This window comes from Fulvimarina manganoxydans, from assembly GCF_900176465.1.
GTDB lineage: Bacteria > Pseudomonadota > Alphaproteobacteria > Rhizobiales > Rhizobiaceae > Fulvimarina > Fulvimarina manganoxydans.
The window spans coordinates 174,215-191,989 of sequence record NZ_FWXR01000005.1 but is presented as its reverse complement, the minus strand read 5'-3'; the positions used below and the strand labels follow the sequence as shown (position 1 = coordinate 191,989).

Sequence of the window (17,775 nt, the reverse complement as noted above, 5' to 3'; positions counted from 1 at the left end):
GAAATGACGCAGGATGACTAAGCGTCAGGACGATCCTTCGACCTCCTCGGCGGTTTGCCGTACCGGCCGTGGACGCAGGCCGTCGACGCGCTCGGCCTCGGCAAGGAGCGCCTCGGAGCGTGTCTCGATCGCATCGCGCAGGCGGGCTATGAAGTCGGTGCGCGACAGGCCAGGCTGAAGCGGCGGCAACAATTCGGCCCGGATGGTGCCCGGCCAGCGGCGTACATCCTTGCGCGGCCAATAAAGGCCCGAATTCAGCGCCACCGGGACCACGGGCAGGTCGAGCGCCTCGTAAAGGCGATAAACGCCCTGGCGATAGTCGGGCGCCGCTCCGGGCGCGACACGGGTGCCTTCGGGAAAGATCACGATCTGGCGGCCCTCGCCGACGGAACGCTTGGCCTCTTCCAGCATCGCCGGAATGGCGCCGCCGCGCTTCGATCGATCGATCGGGATCATCTTCATGCGCCTGGCATATTGGCCGAAGACCGGAATGCTCATCAGCTCCTTCTTCAGGATGAAGGTGGGGCTGTCGAGCTGCGGCAGAAGCGCGATGATCTCCCAGAAGGACTGGTGTTTGGCGGCGACGATGCAGCCGCCCTTCGGCAGATTCTCCTGACCCTCGACCTTCGAATGGGTGCCGGCGACGACCCTCAGGATCCAAAGGCTGGACCGCGCCATGTTCTTGACGATGCCCCAAGCCCGCTCCTCGGAGATGAAGAAGAAGATCGGCAGGAAGATCAGGAGCTGGAGGATGAGGTTCAGATAGAAGCAGATCTGGAAGGCGATCGATCGAAGAATCAGCATGCCGGATGGGCCCCGTCCTGAAGCGTGCGACCTCGAGCCAAGCGTCGCGGATCGACGATGTCTCGGGCCGGCACGGCTCCATACGATCTTCGGCGCCGGGATGCGAGCCGTTCTGGCGAAGAATGCGAGAGCGAACCTGCGAGGGGTGGCAGGCGTCAGTCTTGCCGCACCGCGGCCGCGGCGACGGCGATCGGCGCGTCCGCCCCGTCGAGGCTCGCCCGGAGCCGAGCGGCCATCAGCTTTACATATTCGGTCAGAAGCACCTTGAGGCCGGAGGTCGTCGGCAGGCTGTCGTCTTGCCAGAAATCGTCGCGGCGCACGGCGACCGGCGTGATGCTCTTCAGCCCGCCGACCCGTTCGAATTCCACGATGGATCGCTCCATATGATAGTCGCTGGTGACCAAAATGAGTTCGTCGAAGCCATGATCCTTGGCCCAGCGCGTCGCTTCCTGGGCATTGCCGACCGTGTCGAGCGCTGCGACGTCGATATCGACGCAGCAATCGAAGAGGCGCCGGTCGGTGTCGGTCATCCGGGCGAGTGTGGTGCGGCTCGTGCCGGGATTGACCCCGCTGATGAGAAGCCGTTGGCCATGGCCCGATTGGAGCAGGGAGACGGCCTGCTGGATGCGGTTGGCTCCACCCGTCAGGACGACGATAGCATCGGCTTTCAGCAGCCGGTCGCCACCACGCGCCAGGGCGGCTGTCGCCTCCGTATAGCGAACGAATCCGCCGACGATGAAGCCGGTCGTCATGACGACGAGAAGCGCGAGCAGGGCAAAGCGGCGCTTGCGGACATGGCGCAGATGCTGCCACCACGTCCTGCCCTCCAACTGGCCCTTTTCCGCCGTCTGTCTGTCTTCCGCCGGTTTCATCCCATGCGAACTCCTCGAAGCGATGCGCCGCTCATGACAAACCGAGGGGTTTGAGAGCCTTGCGCCGCTGTTTCGACGAGACCGACCGATGGTTCTCGTCTTCGCCCGACCGACGATAGGCTTACCGCCTGACCTCAACCCTTCACCTGAATCATTACGGGAAAATATGGTTCAATTTTCGACAGGCGAGAGCATGTCGATCGAGGCCAGTTGTCTCAGCACCGTCATACGGGAGGTGAGGGCCGTCAGCCCCGCGACGAGGGCAACCAGGGCAACGGTTCCTGCATATCCTGTCCAGCCGATGGAGAAGGAGCCGAACAGGGCCGAGATCTGATCGGCCTCGGGCCGGGCCTGATTGCTCTCGGTCCACAAGCCCATCATCCAGAAGAGGACGAAGGCGCCGAAGCCGCCGAAGAGAGCGCCGATCAAGGCGAGGCGGAAGAAATGGCGCTGGAATTCGGCGGCGATGAATTCGGAGCGGGCGCCGACGAAATGCAGCACTTCGACGATCTGGCGATTGCCGGCCATGGCGCCGCGCGTGGCGAAGACCACCGTGAGGGCCGTCGCCAGAAGGACGAGGACGAGGACGCCGATGCCGGTGATGATCATGGCATTGGCCATGGCGACAAGGCGAGAGACCCAGGCGCGGTGATCGTCGAGCTCGGCCTGGGGCACGGCCTCGGTCAGCCTTTGGCCGAGCGCCTCGAAATTCGGCGGCTCGCTTGTATCGATCGCGATGACGACGAGACGCGGGACGGGTAGCTCACTGAGCTGCAGGCCCTCGCCGAGCCAGGGCTCCAGAAGCCGGCTCGTCGCCGCATCGTCAAGCCGGGCGGCGCCGGTGACGCCCGGCGTCTCGCGCGCCACCTGTTCGACCGCGCCGAGCGCGGCCTCCATGTCGAGACCTTCGCGAGGGATGATCTGAACGGTGATCTCGCGCGAGATGTCGTTCTGCCACTGGGCGGCGGTCTCGGAGACGAGGGTCACCGCGCCCACCGTCAGGCTGGCGAGAAAGGTCATGATGGCGATCGTTGTCACCAGCGCGCGGCCGGCCACGTTGTGCGAGGGGACGATCGGCGTCGGCCGCTCCCGCCTTCTTCGGGCGACGGCCTCCACAGCGAAGCGGAGCGCCCGCAAGATGCGATCGCCGGAATGGGTGAGATCAGTCATGAATCTCGAGCCGGGACTCGTTGAGGATGAGGCGGCGCGCCGCGATCTGGTCCATCAGGGTGAAGTCGTGGGTAGCGATGACGACGGCGGTGCCGGTGCGGTTCAACTCCAGAAAGAGGCGCAGGAGACGGCGCGCCATTGGCGGGTCCACATTGCCCGTCGGCTCGTCGGCGAGAAGAATGTCCGGCTGGTCGATGAGGGCGCGGGCGATCGCGGCGCGCTGCTTCTCGCCGCCCGACAGCGTCACCGGCGAAGCATGCATGCGCGAGCCGAGCCCGACCCATTCGATCAGATCGACGACGTCCTGGCGATAGCTCGCTTCCGAGCGGCCGCGCACGCGAAGAGGCAGTGCGACATTCTCATAAGTCGTCAGATGATCGAGCAGGCGAAAATCCTGAAAGACGATACCGATGCGCCGTCGGATCGAGGGAAGATCCCGGCGCGACAGGCTGGCGACGTCCCGGCCGAGAACCGAGATCGTGCCGCGCGTCGGCTTCAGGGCCAGGAACAGCATGCGCAACAGGCTGCTCTTGCCCGCGCCGGAGGGGCCGGTGAGGAATTGGAAGGACTGCTTGCGGATCTCGAAGGACAGATCGCTGAGGATTTCGCGGCCGGCATCGTATCTGAGGCCGACATTGTCGAATTTGATCACCGATCCGTCGCTCCTTCCTCCACGCCGCCTACCGAGCCTGTCTCGAGCTCCAGCCCCCGCGCCAGTCCGTCAGCACTCGATGCGCGGCGGCGACGACAGGCGCCCCGCCCGGCGTGGCCGCCGGCGCGTCTCGTCGTCAGGCCTTCAGCATCGGGGCACTGAATCACGGCTCTTTGTCCTTTTTCTGCCTTGCATGGCGCTGGGTTTGGGCGACATGCGAAAGGATGGGCGACGTCGAATGACCGTCTCTTCGCGGTCAAGCGCCTTGCGACCCGGCGCCGATACAGGCATTTCATGCGAAGGCGACGAGGGCGCAAGGCGCTTGACGGCGAGACGAGACCCAAGCCTCGCCAAAGCCGCCCGGTGCATAAACGGTCTCAAGGTTTGAGCCGAACCCGGTCGATATGCGACGTTGAGATGGGCATCGCATGCCGTCAGGCCCGATCGGGCGGCTCGTACACGAACCGGTGTGGTATCGCGGGTGAGGCCGGGTTCGGGGCGTCATCGCAGGCGGCGCCACCGGGCGACGGGTCCTTTGGGATGTGTCCGGGGTGAAGCCGTGAAGGAACAGGACGAGGGGTACCGATGAGCGAGACGGTGAGCGAGGATCTGGCCATGGGGGTGCATACTCGCCGCTCCAAGGTCGCGCGGCAGCCCCTCGTGATCGACGGCAGCGCTCGTCGCCTCGATGCACCGGTGCGGCCCGCTTTGGAACGCCGCACGCTAGCGCGCGAGGAAATGGATGCGCGGACGAATTTCGGCCGCCGAACCGCGACGGAGGAGGCCGAGATATTCTTCGGCGCCGCTGCTAAGCGCTCGCCGCGCAAGACCGCGCCGACTCCGGAGCCGGTTCCGCCGCGCATTGCTCCGTTCAAGCTGGCAATGGTGGCCGGCGCCGTCTTTGCCGGTCTGTTTCTCTTGCCGAGTGTTTTCGCCTTTGCCGGGCGGCCGAATGCCGCAGTCCTCGACACAGTGACGACCGGATCGCTCGCCGCCGCCCCGCTGGCGATCGAAAACGTCGAAGCGACCTTCGTGGAGCGGTCCGGCGCGCCGGTTCTCACCCTGTCGGGGCGAATCGTGAACAAGGCCGATCACGACATGCTCGTGCCGCCGCTCGAAATCGTGCTTCAGGATGATGGCGGCGGTCGCGTCCTGCGCGGCGTCGAGGTAACGACGAGCCGGCTCAAGCCCGGCGAAACGGTTGGCTTTGCTTCCTCCGTCCTTGTGCCGCCAGAAGCCGGCGACCGTCTCGCTCTTCGGTTCCGGTCCCTGGAGCCGTCCCAATGATCAGCGTGGCCGGCACTGATGTCGAAACACTCTTTTCCGAAACCGAGATCGCCGAAGCGGTCGAACGGATTGCCAAGGAACTCACCGACACGGTGGAGGGGGACGTGATCATCGTCTCCGTCCTCAAGGGCGCCTTCGTCTTCACGGCCGACCTCGTGCGGGCGCTTCACCGCCAGGGCATGTCGCCGGAAGTCGAATTCGTCTCTCTATCGAGCTATGGCGGCGGGACCACCGGCGGCGACGTTCGGCTTCTGCGCGACATCGAGCGCCCCGTGGCAGGGAAGACCGTGCTTCTCGTCGACGACATTCTGGAGAGCGGGCGAACCGTTCGCTTTGCCCGCGAGCTGATGGCCGAGCGCGGCGCGACCGAGACCCGGCTGGTCGTGCTTCTCGACAAGGCGATGCGCCGCAAGGTCGAGATCGAGGCCGATCATGTGGGCTTTTCCTGCCCGGACCACTTCGTTGTCGGCTATGGTCTCGATGCAGGGCATCGCTTCCGCGAGCTGCCTTTTGTGGGCCGGGTCGTCGACTGATTGTCGACCTTCTGGGATCTTCTGGATTTCCCGTGTCAGCCGTCTGATCGCCATCCAACGGGCACCAGTTCCTGTGGATAAATGATGCCAAACCAGCGATCACACTTCCGTGATCCAGCTTGACTTCAGGCGTAGATGGAATCCTCTCCTTGTTCTTCGCATGGGCACCGAATTTCGACCTTTCGATATGACAGCGAAAGGGAAACCTTATGGAGACTTTGCCCGTGCGACGATGGTGGCCTTGCCGGCAGCATGATCGCTGTTTGGTCGAAAGGTTTGAAGTTCAGGAGTGTCGTCGTGGCGAATATTCTGATTGCGGAAGACGAGGATGCCCTGCGGCATCTCGTGTCGCGCGCGCTTCGCCTCGACGGTCACGAGGTGAGCGCGGCCGAAGATGGTGAAGAGGCTCTGGAGCGCCTGCAGGAAGCCGATGGCGAGTTCGACCTCGTTCTGTCGGATATTCGCATGCCGGGCCTGACGGGGATCGAACTCGCCCATGCCATCGCCCAGCGCTGGCCGCATGTGAAGGTGCTTCTGATGACCGGCTATGCCGAGCAGAAGGAAGCAGCCGAAGATCTCGCCACGATCATCGAAGGCGTGCTGGACAAGCCCTTTGCAATCGGCGACGTGCGGCGTCAGGTCTGCGAGATCGTCGCCGCCGCCGCCTCACAAGCGCCCGGCCGCCGCTCGGCCTGCGCGTAAGGTGGATCGAGATTAGGGCTTCTCGGAAGACCGGGCGGCTCTAGCGCCGCCCGATCGGGTCGCGAGACCTTACTCGCTGCAGCTTAAGCCGCCGCCGGTTCAAGTTCGACCTTTATCCAGCCCTTGTCCTGCGCATCGAAGGTCTCATAGGCCTTGATGACGTCGCGGATCGGCTCGTCTTGCGTCAGGATGTGTTCGGGTTTCAGCCCGCCTCGGCGCACGAGCTCCACCAGTTCCTGAACATATTTTTTGTGGTTGGCATTGCCCATCCGCATGGTGATGTTCTTGTTCATCGCTTCGCCGATGGGGAAGAACTGATGGGTCTGCGGATAGACGCCGATGATCGACAGGGTCCCGGCCTTCGCGAGGGACTGCACGGCCCATTCCAGCGACAGTGACGGCGCGTCGCCTGCCGCATAATGGTCGGCATCGGTCGCCGCGCTCTCTTCGGCCAGTTGTTTGACCTGCATCCGATAGATGTCGGCGCGCTTTTCGACCGCCTCTTTCATCGGCCCCTTGGTGGGCTTGAAGGCGTCAACGCCGACGACGTCGATCGCCCGATCGGGGCCGATGCCGCCGGTCAGCTCGGCGATCGCCTCGATCGGATTTTCTTCCTCGAAATTGATCACCTCGGCGCCGAGTTCGCGCGCCTTGGCGAGGCGATCGGGCCTTCGGTCGACGGCGATCACGCGCTGGGCACCCTTGTGCCAGGCGCCAAGAATGGTGAAGAGACCGACCGGCCCACAACCCATGACGAGCACGGTCTTGCCGCGGCCCGGCGATATGTCCGCGATATCGGCGCCGAACCAAGCGGTCGAGGCGATGTCGGACAGGCAGATCGCCTGGTGGTCATCGATCTCGGGATGGAGCGGCACGAGATTGACATTGGCATGGGGGATGCGGGCAAATTGCGCTTGCAGCCCGTCGAAAGGCCCGGTCTGGGCGGGACCGCCATAAAAGGACGTTCCGGCCGAGGGTCCGTTCGGATTGGCATCGTCGCATTGCGCGGTATAGCCGGAGCGGCAATAGGAACAGTGGCCGCAGGCGATGGTCGAGGGAATGACGACCCGATCGCCGCGCTTCAGATTGCGTACATTGGACCCGGTCTCCTCGATGATGCCGATCCCCTCATGGCCCATGATCGTGCCCTCCTTCATGCCGGGCATGGTGCCCCGGATCATGTGGAGATCGGTGCCGCAGATCGCGCTCGACGTGATGCGCACGATCGCGTCGGTCGGCTCCTTGATGGTGGGATCGGGAACGGTGTCGAGGCGAATGTCGCGGACACCATGGAAAACGACGGCTTTCATGGAGGACTCCGGTTTCTTCGAGCTGTTTGTGATCGTCTCTCGACCAACGAAGCGAGTGCCCGCCTGTTGCGCCGGCGTCGCCGCAAAGCCCTTGGCCGGCTCGCTTTTCTCGCTTTGGTGAGATCAACGAACTCAACCCCAGGCGGCCATGACGTCGCGGCTGGTCGCCAGCGTCACCTGCTGCCTGAGGCGTGAGGCATAGACGGTGATCAGCGCGTCATGGGTCTCGTCGGCGCTCGAACAGACCGCGTCCTTGACGAGGACGACGTCATAGCCGCGATCGACCGCATCGAAGACGGCGGCAACCACACAGACATCGGTCTCGGCGCCGCTGACGACGAGCGTCTGAACTTCGCGCTCGCGCAGGATTTCGTCGAGCCGCTCGCCATAGAAGGGCGAATAGACCGGCTTGTCGAAGACCGTGGCAGGCGGCACGTAGCGCTCAAGGGCTGGCACGAGGTCGACGAGGCCGGGCGGCGTCATCTCGGACCCCGTGAAATTGCGCCAGCGCTCGAAATAGCGGCGCCAGCCGCCGGTCACCTGGTCCGGGTCGTGCGGGGGCAGAAAGCGCGTGAAGATCGTCGCCTCGGGTCGATGGGCGACCAGGCTTTCGACGACGGGCAGAACCCGGTCCATCCAGGGCGTGCGCCAGTCGGTCTCCTCGGCGAACATGCGCTGCATGTCGATGCACAGATGGGCGGTCTTGCGGCTGAGGACCTCTTCCAGCTTTTCGCGGGTCCAGTCGTCTTCTGCGCTCGATCGGACCGGGCGCGGCGCGGTCTTAGCCATGGCCTCGCTCACCAGCCATCATCGCCAAAGCGGCGAGCGATGCGGCGATGGTCACGTCTCGACCGGCCGCCGCCGAGCGCGCGCATGGCGAGGAGCCCGGCAAGGCCGGCCAGCGCGAAGGTCGTGCGGGGATGCATCTGCGCTTCGAGGAAGAGGCTCGACTTTCGCGGCCCCGGTCCGCCCTCGCTGGAGCGCTCGGCCCCGTCTGCTCTCGGCTCGAAGAGATTGTCGCGGCGCTCAGCCGGCGCTGGGCGCCTGCTCTGTTGCGCCTGGCCACCAAAGGCCTCCATCAAGGTATCGGTGAGACCCGGGAAGTGATTGCCCAGAAGGCTCATGGAATAGCCGCCAAAGCCGACGGCCAGCGTGCGCCGATGATGCTCGCAGGCAAAGACGATCGCCTTGGCGACGACGGCCGGGTCATAGGCCGGCGGCGGATTGGTGGTGCCGGGCGTGTCGAAATGATTGCGCGCATGTTCGCTATAGGGCGTGTCGATCGCTCCCGGCTTGATCAGCGTCACCGAGATCGGCTTGCCGGCCGCCGCCAGCTCCATGCGCAAGGCTTCGGTGAAGGCCTTCACCGCATGTTTGGTGGCCGAATAGGGGCCCTGATAGAGGATCGCCCGGTCCGAGAGGACGCTGCCGATATTGACGATCTTGCCGCCCTTGTCCGCTAGATGACGCGCGGCCTCCTTTGAACCTTGAACGACGCCGAAATAGTTCACCGCGAAGATCTGCTGATGCTCGTCGTCGGTGACGTCTTCGATCGCGCCATAGATCGCGGTTGCGGCATTGTTGATCCAGCTGTCGAAGCCGCCGAAGGTCTCGATGGCCGCCTGGGTGATGTCGGCCGCAGCGCCGTTGACCGACAGGTCGACCGGCACAGTCACCACCTCGGTGTGGCTCTTCGACAATTCGTCGCGCAAGGCCTCTAGGGCCTCGGCGTTGCGGGCGGCAAGGACAAGCTTGGCGCCGCGTTTGGCCAGAAGCCGCGCCGTGGCAAGGCCGATGCCGCTCGTCGCCCCCGTGAGGACGACGGTTTGGCGGTTGATGGGCTTGAGATGGGAGCGCATGAGGCGGTTCCTCGGATGCCATAACAAAGAGGGGTGGCAAGACGCCCTTTACGGCGTCAGCACCACCTTCACGCAGCCATCGGTCTTGTCGCGGAACGTCTTGTAGAGTTCCGGGCCGTCTTCCAGGCTGCCGCGATGGGTGATCATGAAGCGCGAATCGAACTGGCCTTCCTCGACCCGGCGCAAGAGATCATCCGTCCATTTGTTCACATGGGTCTGGCCCATGCGGAAGGTCAGCGACTTGTTCATGGCCGCGCCGAAGGGAATCTTGTCGACGATGCCGCCATAGACGCCCGGCACCGAGACGACGCCGCCCGGACGGCAGACATAGATCATCTCGCGCAAGACATGGGGCCGGCCGCTCTCGGCCATAACGGCCTGTTTGGCTCGGTCGTAGAAGTGCTCGGCCTCGTAAGGGGCGTGAGCTTCCATGCCAACGCAGTCGATGACCTTGTCCGGGCCCTTGTTGTCGGTCAGCTCGTTCAGGCGCTCAACCGTCGATTCCATCTTGAAGTTGATGGTGATGGCGCCCTTGTCGGCGGCAAGCTGCAGGCGCTCGGGCACCTCGTCGATGACGACGACCTGTTTGGCGCCGAGGATCATCGCGCTTTGAAGGGCGAAGAGCCCGACCGGGCCGGCGCCCCAGATCGCGACCGTATCGGTCGGCTGGATGTCGCAATTCATCGCGCCCTGCCAGCCGGTGGTCAGAATGTCGCCGAGAAACAGGACGTCCTCGTCGGGAATGCCGTTCGGAACCTTGATCGGGGCGAAATCGGCGTAGGGCACGCGCACATATTCGGCTTGGCCGCCGGGATAGCCGCCCGTCAGATGCGTATAGCCGAAGAGGCCTGCCGTCGTATGGCCGAAGGCCTTGCGGGCCATATCGGCATTGCGGTTGCTGCGCTCGCAGACGGAATAGTTTTGGCGCTTGCACTGGTCGCATTCGCCGCAGGCGATGGTAAAGGGCACGACGACCCGGTCGCCGACCTTCAGTTTGGAATTCTCTTTCCCGACCTCGACGACCTCGCCCATGAATTCATGGCCGACCACGTCGCCCGATTCCATGCCGGGCATGAAACCGTCGTAGAAGTGGAGATCGGAGCCGCAGATCGCGCAGCTCGACACTTTCACGATAGCGTCGCGTCCCGCTTCGATCTTCGGGTCGGGAACGCTTTCGCAGCGCATGTCGTGCTTGCCGTGCCAGGTGATGGCCTTCATGGGACGTCTCTTTTTCAGGGCATGGAGGAAGGGGCGAAGGCCAAGGGCCTGAGCGGGGAGGCGTAGCTCCGGCCCTTGGGCTGAAAAGGCACCGGCAAGACCCTCAGGCGGTCTTGCGGCCGGCGCCTTGGCGGCAGATCAGATCTGCTCTTTCTGTGCGCCCGAATTGGGCTTGGCCTTGCCGAGGCTCGGCACCTGGCCGAGCGGCTCGGGCTGAGCCTTGACCGAGAACTCGCCGCGCCCGTCGAGCGAGGGGCCGGAGGACCAGCGCCCTTCCGGCGCGTCCTGATCGAGATGGGTGTTGAGATAGTAATAGGAGTGCTCGGTCGCCTCATGGCTCTGCGGCGTCGCATTCGGCACCGGGAGCGATGCCTTCAGGCCGCCCATATCCTCCAGGATCGCGAGCCACTGCTGTTGATGCATGGTGTCACGGGCAATCAGGAAGGAGAGCATGTCCTTCATGCCGCTGTCCTCGGTCCAATTGTAGAGGCGCGAGGCAAGAACGCGGCCGCCGGCTTCCGCCGTGACATTCGCCATCATATCCGCGCCGATATTGCCGGTGGCATAGACATGGCTCATGTCGAAAGGCACGCCATTGGCGTTGACCGGCATGGCCGAAAGGCCCGAGGACAGGAGATGGCGCGGATTGGCGCCGCCGAGAATGGCGTGGACGACGGGGTCCTTCGCCGCTTCCTCCTGGGCCGTCACAGGCGCGCCTTCCAGATTGAGCGCGACCGCATGGCCGAGAAACTCGATATGAGACAGCTCCTCGGTCGCCGTCGACATCAGGATGTTGCGGATGCGGTCATCGCCGCGTGCGCCCATCGCCTGGAAGAAATACTGCATGGCGACGCGGATTTCGCCCTCGATCCCGCCGATCGCCTGCTGCAGCAGCTTGGCGAATTGCGGATCGGGCTTGTCGACGCGAACCGTGTATTGAAGCTTGGATGAATGATGAAACATGAATGTCCCTTTCGTCGTGTGAAGGTGTGAGGGAACGCCTGGCCCGCTGACGGCGGACCCATCCGGCGCATCCCACGAAGCGTGTCTTTGAATGGCCGGCTCAGAGCGCGGAGGCGGTGCGATCCATCCATTCGCGGTGGCGCCGCTCATCGGCGAGGGCCTTGTCGAAGAAGCCTCTCGACTTGGCGATCGCATCCGGATGCTGGGAGGCCCGCTCATAGGCGGTGACCGTGTCGTCCTCATTGGTCTTCATCGCCTTGAGGATCGCGGCATCGCCAGCGAGATTGGCCAGCGCGATCTTGCCGGTGGTCAGCCACTCCTTGGCATCGCCCGAGGTCGGCGCCTCGATGGACAATTCGCGGGCCATTTCCTGCAAGACTTCCAGATGCTGGAGATGATCGGCGCGGAACTCGGCGATCTGGCTGCTTAAAGCCGTGTCCGAGAGCTTTTCGATGCTCGATTCATAGGCTGCGATGGCGTCGTGCTCGAGGCTGATCAGATCGACGACCAGTCCTTCGATATCGCCTTCTTTGCCGACGGTGGTGGCCATGATGGCTTCCTTCCTTCAAAACATGAGGGGTCTTTGCGCCGGCCGACAGGGGCCGGTTGCGCTCGCACGTCATCAAGGCCCTGTTGGATCAGGGCTGTGTCGCAAGGGTTCACCGGGGCATGCCGGCTTTGGCCTGCCTCGATGTGAAAGGTCGCGGAGACGTGTCGCGCGTCAGGGCCAGCCTTCATGTGGGGCAAGGACCATCCTGGCCCCGATCATTGGCTGTCTGCCGGCGCGTCGAAGGATAAAGTGCCCAGGGCGCCTTTGGGTTTCCGTAAAAACCAATCGTCGTCTAAGCAAAGAGCGACGGAAGCGCGCCGGGCGTCCGAGAGTATTATAAACTATTATAAAAAATACTGATGCGGCGTGCGCCATGGATCGGACGCACGCCGCTTCTGATAAGAAATCCGTTTGATCGCTTTGCGATACGGACCTTTAAAGCCGCTCAAGCACCGCGCGGGCTCTAATACGGAGCCCGACCCAAATCAGTCGGACACCGTATGACAGATGGTCCGAGACAACATGGCGGTTGGGCGGCCGCCGCGAATTCGCAATGCCCACCCCATGACGGGGCAGATGCCGATCAGGCGACTTCGTCGAGGCCAAGATCAACGATCGGCGCCGAATGGGTGATCCAGCCGACCGAGATGAGATCGACGCCGGAGGCGGCGATCGGTCCAACGGTTTCCTTGCTGATCCGACCCGAGGCCTCCGTCGTCGCCCGGCCACCGACCATGGCGACCGCCTCATGCAAGAGGTCCGGCCCCATATTGTCGAGAAGGACGGCGTCGACGCCAATGACAAGCGCCTCTTCGAGCTGGGCGAGCGTATCCACCTCGATCTCGATCTTCAGCATATGGCCGGCAAAGGATTTCGCCCGTTCGAGCGCGGCGGTGATCGAGCCGGCGACGGCGATGTGATTGTCCTTAATGAGGATCGCATCGTCGAGGCCGAAACGGTGATTGCCGCCGCCGCCGCAGCGCACGGCATGTTTTTCGAGCCCTCTGAGGCCGGGGGTCGTCTTGCGGGTGCAGACGATGTCGGCATGGCCGCTAGCTTTAGCGATGGCGACGAGCTCTGCAGTCGCCGAGGCGACGCCCGACAGGTGACAAGCCATGTTAAGGGCGACGCGCTCGGCCGTGAGGATCGACCGCGCCGGCCCTTCGATGCGCAGAACCGCGTCTCCTGGTGCGAAGGCCGCGCCGTCGGCTTTCACGATCTCGGTCCTGATCTCCGGATCAACCAGCTCGAAGGCGAGGCGTGCGACTTCGATGCCGGCCAGGCGCCCAGCCTGGCGCGCCGCGATCTGGCCGCGCATGAGGGCTTCGACCGGGATCACAGCCTCGGACGTCACGTCCCCGCGCCGGCCGAGATCCTCTTCGAGGGCGGCCCGAACGATCGGCTCGATCAGAAGGCGGGGAAGAGGGGAGGGCGCGTTGCGCCCGGCATCCGACAAAAGCGTCATGGGATCGTCGAAATCCTTCATTCTCGGCGTTTCACGCTCGAACAGCATCAAGGTGGCGGCGCGCAGCTCCAGACATAGCGGCATCGGCAGGATGGCTGCCGATCGAGACGGGCGCAGGGTTCAACGGGCAGCGAGGGCCGGTTCGTCCGCAATCGACCGGCCGGCGCTGAGCGCTTTCGCTTTTGCGACCGCTTCGGAGAGGCTAACCTTCGAATGCGCTGCCTCGGAGCGGTAAGGACAGTCGCTGCGATAATGACCGCCGCGACTTTCCCTCCGCTCAAACGCGCAGACGGCGATGGCAAGGCCGATCTCGGCGCTGGCATGGCCGCTTTCCGCGAGGGGCAAAAGCGTCTCGATCGCATCGATGAGCCCGGCTTCGTTGCGGGAGACGCCAACGCGATCGGCCATGACGCGCCGAACGATCTGAACGGCCGTGAGCGAAGCCTCGGCCTTCGGGGAGGCAAGGGGGGCAACGGCTAGGACGAGCGGGGCTCTGGTCGCCGCTTCGGCCTCGCCGACGATATCTGCCGCGATCCAGCCGGCAAAGGCGAGCGCCTCGACGAGGGAATTCGAGGCAAGCCGATTGGCGCCGTGAAGGCCGCTCGAAGCGCATTCGCCCGCCGCCCAGAGACCGGGCAGGCTGGTGCGGCCCCGTTCGTCCACTTCGATCCCACCCATGTGATAATGGGCCGCGGGCGTCACGGGGATGGGCTCTCTCGCCGGATCGATGCCCTTGGCCCGGCAAAGGGCGGTCACGGTCGGAAAGCGCGTGGCGATCTCGGCCCCCAGATGGGTCGCATCGAGAAGGACGGTTTCGCCCTTCGCCCGCTCGCCAAAGATCGCCCGCGCCACCACGTCGCGCGGAGCGAGCTCGCGGCCCTCGATGCCGTTCATGAAGCGCTCGCCCTTCGAATTCAAAAGGATCGCGCCTTCGCCGCGCAAGGCTTCCGTCGCCAGCGGCAGCGCTTCGCCCGCTTCGTGGGGCACGGCGATCCCCGTCGGATGAAACTGGACGAATTCGACGTCGCGCAAGACGGCGCCGGCCCGAGCCGCCAGAGCGAGGCCCGAGGCGGTGGCGCCCGGCGGGTTGGTCGTCTCGGCATAGAGCGCGCCGATGCCGCCTGTTGCCAGAACCACGGCGGGTGCGGCGAGCGTGAAACTCCCGCCGCCGATGCGCCGACAGAGCGTGCCGGCGATCCGGCCGGCCGCATCCTTCAAAAGCGCGGTGGCGACGACGCCTTCGAGAAGGGTGATCGCGGGCGTCATGCGCGCCGTGCGGACGAGCGTGTCGAGAACCGCGCGGCCGGTGCCGTCGCCGCCGGCGCGCACGATGCGGCGTTGGGAATGGGCCGCTTCCAGGCCGAGGGCAAGCGTGCCATCCGCCGCCCGATCGAAGGGCGTGCCGAGCGCCTCCAGCCAGCGCACCGCATCGGGGGCCGCCATGGCGACCTTGCGCGCGATCGCTTCATCGGTGAGGCCAGCGCCGGCCTTCAGCGTATCGGCGGCATGGGTCAGGGGCGAATCGGCGGGGTCCATCGCGGCGGCGATCCCGCCTTGCGCCCAGCCCGTCGCGGCCTCCTCACCGAGTGGCGACGCCGTGACGACGGTCACCGGACGGTGTTCGGCAAGACGGAGAGCGGTCGCGAGGCCGGCGACACCGGCGCCGACGACGATGGCGCCGGTTCGCGCCGGATCGGCTATGGCATTGAAACGGTTCGGATCGGATGTCCCGGTCATGTCAGTCTCCCAAAGCTAGCGGGAGGAAGGGGCGGGCGGCGGAAGGATGTCCGCCGCCGCGAAAAAACAGGTCAGCTCCGCACGGCCAGCATGCGCTCGACGGCGAGCCGCGCCGGCGCCATCAACGCGGCCGGCACCGTCACCTCGTGCTCCATCCGTTCCAGGGCGCTGCGGATATTCTTCAAGGAAATGCGCTTCATATGCGGGCAGAGATTGCAGGGCCGGACGAATTCGATGCCGGGATTCTGCGCCGCCACATTGTCGCTCATCGAGCATTCGGTGATCAGCGCGACGCGGGCCGGGCGCTTTTGCGAGACGAAGTCCGACATATGCGCTGTCGAACCAGCGAAATCGGCCTCGGCGACCACCTCCGGCGGGCATTCCGGATGGGCGAGCACCACGACGCCCGGATAGGCCTCGCGCATGTCGCGAATGTCCTGCGGGGTGAACTGCTCATGCACCTCGCAATGGCCGGCCCAGGTCAGAATCTCGACCTCGGGAATGTCGCGCTGGACGTTCTGAGCCAGATATTCGTCCGGCAGCATGAGGACGCGCGGCGCGTTCAGCGAGCGGATGACAGCATGGGCGTTGCCGCTGGTGCAGCAGATGTCGGACGCCGCCTTCACCGCCGCCGAGGTGTTCACATAAGTCACCACCGGCACGCCCGGATAGCGCTGGCGCAGAAGTGCGATGTCCTCGGCCGTGATCGAGTCGGCGAGCGAGCAGCCGGCGGCCATGTCCGGGATGAGGACGGTCTTGTCCGGATTCAGAAGCTTGGCCGTCTCGGCCATGAAATGGACGCCCGCCAAGACGATCACATCGGCCTCGGTGTTAACCGCCTCGCGGGCAAGCGCCAGGCTGTCGCCGACAATGTCCGACACCGTGTGGAAGATTTCCGGCGTCTGATAGTTATGGGCGAGGACGACGGCGTTCCGCTCGGCTTTCAGCCGAAGAATGGCCTCGACGTCATTCTCCATGGTCGCCCATTCCACCTTCGGAATGAAGGCGCTCACTTTCTCATAAAGCGCATCGGTGGTCGCCTTCGCGCGGGGGCGGTCAAGGGTGATGGTCGTCATCGGCTCGTCTCCATGCGCATCGTTTGGTGTCGGTGCGCCCGGGTTCTGGACCGGCGGGAGGGCGAGAGGCTCGCCATCGTTCGCCGAAGGAAAAGGCCCGGCCCGTTTTCTCGCGAAAGCCCTTGCGTTGGCTTCCCGATGGCGGATTGGACCGGATCCTGATGGGCAGCCTGTCCGCTGCCGGCTTATGCTAAATATGAGCATAAGTCCGATCGCGCAAGCGTCTTCCCGCCTAAAGGCGTTTGGAAGTGCCGAAAAGGAGCCATGAAGGGTAGCTTCAGCCCTTGGATTGCAGGGGAAGACGGGCGCCGGGCAGCGGACGTTCGAAAGTGACTTCCGGCCGATAGCGGAAGAGCTTTGCCGGACGCCCGCCGGTGCGAGTCGACAGATTTCCCGTCTCCTCCACCAGTCCCTGGGCCTCGATCAGGCGGCGGAAATTCGGCTTGTGGAGGCGAACGCCGGACAAGGCCTCGGCGGTTCGCTGAAGGTCGAAAAGCGTGAACTGGTCAGGCATCAGCTCGAAGAGGACGGGCCGATATTTGATCTTGGCCCGCAGGCGCCCGATCGCCGTCGCCAGCATGCGTCGATGGTCGAGGGCGAGCGGCTGGCCGGTTCCGGCCACCGTGCTTGGCCCTGTGCGAGCATCGAGCCCGGCCTCGGCGACGAGCCCGGCTTCATAAAGAAGCTCGTAGCGCTCCAGAACCCGCTCCTCGTTCCAGGCATGGTTTTCGTCGAGCCCAAACGCCATGGCGATGCGGGCAAGGCGCGCGCGCCTTAGCGTATGAGCATTGGCGGTCTGGGACCAGGCCTTGAGCCCCTCGACAATCGTCTCAATCGCGGGCGGGCGCCCGCAGCGCCAGTCCTCATAGGGAAAATGGGCGTACCAATCGGCCCAGAGGCTGGCCTGGCGGTGCTCGCCGAGGCCGCGCACCAGAGCGAGATAGGCGATCGAGATGAACCGACGCGAGCCGGCGCGCGCCTTGTCGCCAAAGGTGTAGAGCTGTTCGACATAGCCGAGCGGCTGGCCGGTCTGGCGCTCCACCCAGCTGCGCAGGCCGGTCTCCATCGTTCGGTGCTCGGCTTCGAGCGGGCCGGAGGGCAGTGCGCTCGGGCGAGCGCCATCAGGCCCGGCCAAAAGCACGCGCGGGGTCGTCTCCTCGACCGCCACCACGACCGCATTGAGGCCGACCGCGACGCTCTGGCCCGCCATCCTGTCCCGAGGTTCGGCCGCTGTCATCTTCTCGATGCCCTATCGATCCGTCAATTCGTCGGGTTAGGCCGTTCGGCGTGCCCCAAAGGTCGCGGCCGTCAACTCCCGTTTCAGGGGCAACATCTGCGAGCGATGCCGGCTCTTAGCAAATGATTGGCTGGTCCACCACAAGCCGGAGGCCTTTCTCACGGTGTCTGGCCGGATGATCCAACCCTCTATCCCGGGGATAGTGGCGATCCGCTCGCTCGAGAAAGACCGGGGCCGCTCTTTCATCTGGCGCGAATCCATTTCTCTCCCTTAACCGAGGATTCAAGGGAGATGGCTCATAAGGGATGTCGTGAAGTGGATGCGTTCAGAAAGGGACGGA

16 protein-coding genes and 1 pseudogene are annotated in these 17,775 nt (G+C 64.7%); 3 read left to right on the top strand and 14 right to left on the bottom strand.

Translation table 11 applies throughout. The annotated features are described in order from the left end of the window. Positions 1 to 24 precede the first annotated feature (24 nt). The 4 genes from B9A15_RS08455 to ftsE all read right to left on the bottom strand — a co-directional run bounded on the left by B9A15_RS08455 (position 25) and on the right by ftsE (position 3,498). Positions 25 to 804: a lysophospholipid acyltransferase family protein gene (locus tag B9A15_RS08455; RefSeq protein ID WP_084409598.1), complete on the bottom strand. Its 780-nt coding sequence runs from the start codon at positions 802 to 804 to the stop codon at positions 25 to 27. Positions 805 to 959: 155 nt separating this feature from the next. Beyond that, positions 960 to 1,676: a YdcF family protein gene (locus tag B9A15_RS08450; RefSeq protein ID WP_084409597.1), complete on the bottom strand. Its 717-nt coding sequence runs from the start codon at positions 1,674 to 1,676 to the stop codon at positions 960 to 962. A 171-nt stretch (positions 1,677 to 1,847) separates the two neighbouring features. Then, a complete protein-coding gene (locus B9A15_RS08445; RefSeq protein ID WP_084409596.1) occupies positions 1,848 to 2,846 on the bottom strand; it encodes a cell division protein FtsX in 999 nt (332 codons plus the stop codon). After that, entirely contained in the window at positions 2,839 to 3,498 is a 660-nt protein-coding gene (gene ftsE, locus B9A15_RS08440) for a cell division ATP-binding protein FtsE (RefSeq protein ID WP_084409595.1), read from the bottom strand. The genes B9A15_RS08445 and ftsE overlap by 8 nt, the downstream gene beginning before the upstream one ends. A gap of 585 nt (positions 3,499 to 4,083) precedes the next feature. Here ftsE and B9A15_RS08435 point away from each other — a divergent pair. From B9A15_RS08435 to B9A15_RS08425, 3 genes are all read left to right on the top strand, one after another. Next, the gene (locus tag B9A15_RS08435) at positions 4,084 to 4,785 is read left to right on the top strand and encodes a hypothetical protein (protein WP_084409594.1); all 702 of its coding nucleotides are present in this window, start codon (positions 4,084 to 4,086) and stop codon (positions 4,783 to 4,785) included. Continuing rightward, positions 4,782 to 5,318, top strand: a complete 537-nt coding sequence (hpt, locus tag B9A15_RS08430; protein WP_084409593.1) for a hypoxanthine phosphoribosyltransferase — start codon at positions 4,782 to 4,784, stop codon at positions 5,316 to 5,318. The genes B9A15_RS08435 and hpt overlap by 4 nt, the downstream gene beginning before the upstream one ends. Positions 5,319 to 5,615: 297 nt before the next feature. Further along, positions 5,616 to 6,020 (top strand): response regulator, encoded by a 405-nt coding sequence (locus B9A15_RS08425; protein WP_084409663.1) that lies wholly within the window; start codon positions 5,616 to 5,618, stop codon positions 6,018 to 6,020. Between the two features lie 539 nt (positions 6,021 to 6,559). On the opposite strand, the pseudogene B9A15_RS23805 reads toward B9A15_RS08425, so the two are convergent. The 10 genes and pseudogenes from B9A15_RS23805 to B9A15_RS08375 form a co-directional block, all read right to left on the bottom strand. Continuing rightward, a pseudogene (locus B9A15_RS23805) lies at positions 6,560 to 7,330 on the bottom strand (alcohol dehydrogenase catalytic domain-containing protein); the annotation flags it as partial. A 132-nt stretch (positions 7,331 to 7,462) separates the two neighbouring features. Continuing rightward, on the bottom strand, positions 7,463 to 8,119 hold the full coding sequence (locus B9A15_RS08415; RefSeq protein ID WP_084409591.1) for a cysteine hydrolase family protein: 657 nt from the start codon (positions 8,117 to 8,119) through the stop codon (positions 7,463 to 7,465). An 8-nt stretch (positions 8,120 to 8,127) separates the two neighbouring features. Beyond that, on the bottom strand, positions 8,128 to 9,189 hold the full coding sequence (locus B9A15_RS08410; RefSeq protein ID WP_084409590.1) for an SDR family oxidoreductase: 1,062 nt from the start codon (positions 9,187 to 9,189) through the stop codon (positions 8,128 to 8,130). 48 nt (positions 9,190 to 9,237) lie between these two features. Next, a complete protein-coding gene (locus B9A15_RS08405; RefSeq protein ID WP_084409589.1) occupies positions 9,238 to 10,407 on the bottom strand; it encodes a zinc-dependent alcohol dehydrogenase in 1,170 nt (389 codons plus the stop codon). Positions 10,408 to 10,545: 138 nt separating this feature from the next. Beyond that, positions 10,546 to 11,370: a manganese catalase family protein gene (locus B9A15_RS08400; protein ID WP_084409588.1), complete on the bottom strand. Its 825-nt coding sequence runs from the start codon at positions 11,368 to 11,370 to the stop codon at positions 10,546 to 10,548. A gap of 100 nt (positions 11,371 to 11,470) precedes the next feature. Continuing rightward, entirely contained in the window at positions 11,471 to 11,920 is a 450-nt protein-coding gene (locus tag B9A15_RS08395; protein WP_084409587.1) for a DUF2383 domain-containing protein, read from the bottom strand. 583 nt (positions 11,921 to 12,503) lie between these two features. After that, a complete protein-coding gene (gene nadC / locus B9A15_RS08390; protein WP_084409662.1) occupies positions 12,504 to 13,385 on the bottom strand; it encodes a carboxylating nicotinate-nucleotide diphosphorylase in 882 nt (293 codons plus the stop codon). A gap of 120 nt (positions 13,386 to 13,505) precedes the next feature. After that, the gene (locus B9A15_RS08385; RefSeq protein ID WP_084409586.1) at positions 13,506 to 15,122 is read right to left on the bottom strand and encodes an L-aspartate oxidase; all 1,617 of its coding nucleotides are present in this window, start codon (positions 15,120 to 15,122) and stop codon (positions 13,506 to 13,508) included. Between the two features lie 71 nt (positions 15,123 to 15,193). Then, complete coding sequence (gene nadA, locus B9A15_RS08380; protein ID WP_084409585.1) at positions 15,194 to 16,198, bottom strand: quinolinate synthase NadA; 1,005 nt, start codon at positions 16,196 to 16,198, stop codon at positions 15,194 to 15,196. Between the two features lie 277 nt (positions 16,199 to 16,475). Then, positions 16,476 to 17,435, bottom strand: coding sequence for an NUDIX hydrolase (locus B9A15_RS08375; protein ID WP_139798277.1), 960 nt, complete (start codon positions 17,433 to 17,435; stop codon positions 16,476 to 16,478). Positions 17,436 to 17,775 lie beyond the last annotated feature (340 nt).

Coding starts and splice junctions, on each gene's coding strand:
- B9A15_RS08415 (WP_084409591.1), bottom strand. CDS start 8,119: ATGGCTAAGACCGCGCCGCGCCCGGTCCGATCGAGCGCAGAAGACGAC.
- B9A15_RS08405 (WP_084409589.1), bottom strand. CDS start 10,407: ATGAAGGCCATCACCTGGCACGGCAAGCACGACATGCGCTGCGAAAGC.
- B9A15_RS08385 (WP_084409586.1), bottom strand. CDS start 15,122: ATGACCGGGACATCCGATCCGAACCGTTTCAATGCCATAGCCGATCCG.
- B9A15_RS08410 (WP_084409590.1), bottom strand. CDS start 9,189: ATGCGCTCCCATCTCAAGCCCATCAACCGCCAAACCGTCGTCCTCACG.
- B9A15_RS08445 (WP_084409596.1), bottom strand. CDS start 2,846: ATGACTGATCTCACCCATTCCGGCGATCGCATCTTGCGGGCGCTCCGC.
- nadC (WP_084409662.1), bottom strand. CDS start 13,385: ATGACGCTTTTGTCGGATGCCGGGCGCAACGCGCCCTCCCCTCTTCCC.
- B9A15_RS08455 (WP_084409598.1), bottom strand. CDS start 804: ATGCTGATTCTTCGATCGATCGCCTTCCAGATCTGCTTCTATCTGAAC.
- B9A15_RS08375 (WP_139798277.1), bottom strand. CDS start 17,435: ATGACAGCGGCCGAACCTCGGGACAGGATGGCGGGCCAGAGCGTCGCG.
- hpt (WP_084409593.1), top strand. CDS start 4,782: ATGATCAGCGTGGCCGGCACTGATGTCGAAACACTCTTTTCCGAAACC.
- B9A15_RS08400 (WP_084409588.1), bottom strand. CDS start 11,370: ATGTTTCATCATTCATCCAAGCTTCAATACACGGTTCGCGTCGACAAG.
- nadA (WP_084409585.1), bottom strand. CDS start 16,198: ATGACGACCATCACCCTTGACCGCCCCCGCGCGAAGGCGACCACCGAT.
- B9A15_RS08395 (WP_084409587.1), bottom strand. CDS start 11,920: ATGGCCACCACCGTCGGCAAAGAAGGCGATATCGAAGGACTGGTCGTC.
- B9A15_RS08450 (WP_084409597.1), bottom strand. CDS start 1,676: ATGAAACCGGCGGAAGACAGACAGACGGCGGAAAAGGGCCAGTTGGAG.
- B9A15_RS08435 (WP_084409594.1), top strand. CDS start 4,084: ATGAGCGAGACGGTGAGCGAGGATCTGGCCATGGGGGTGCATACTCGC.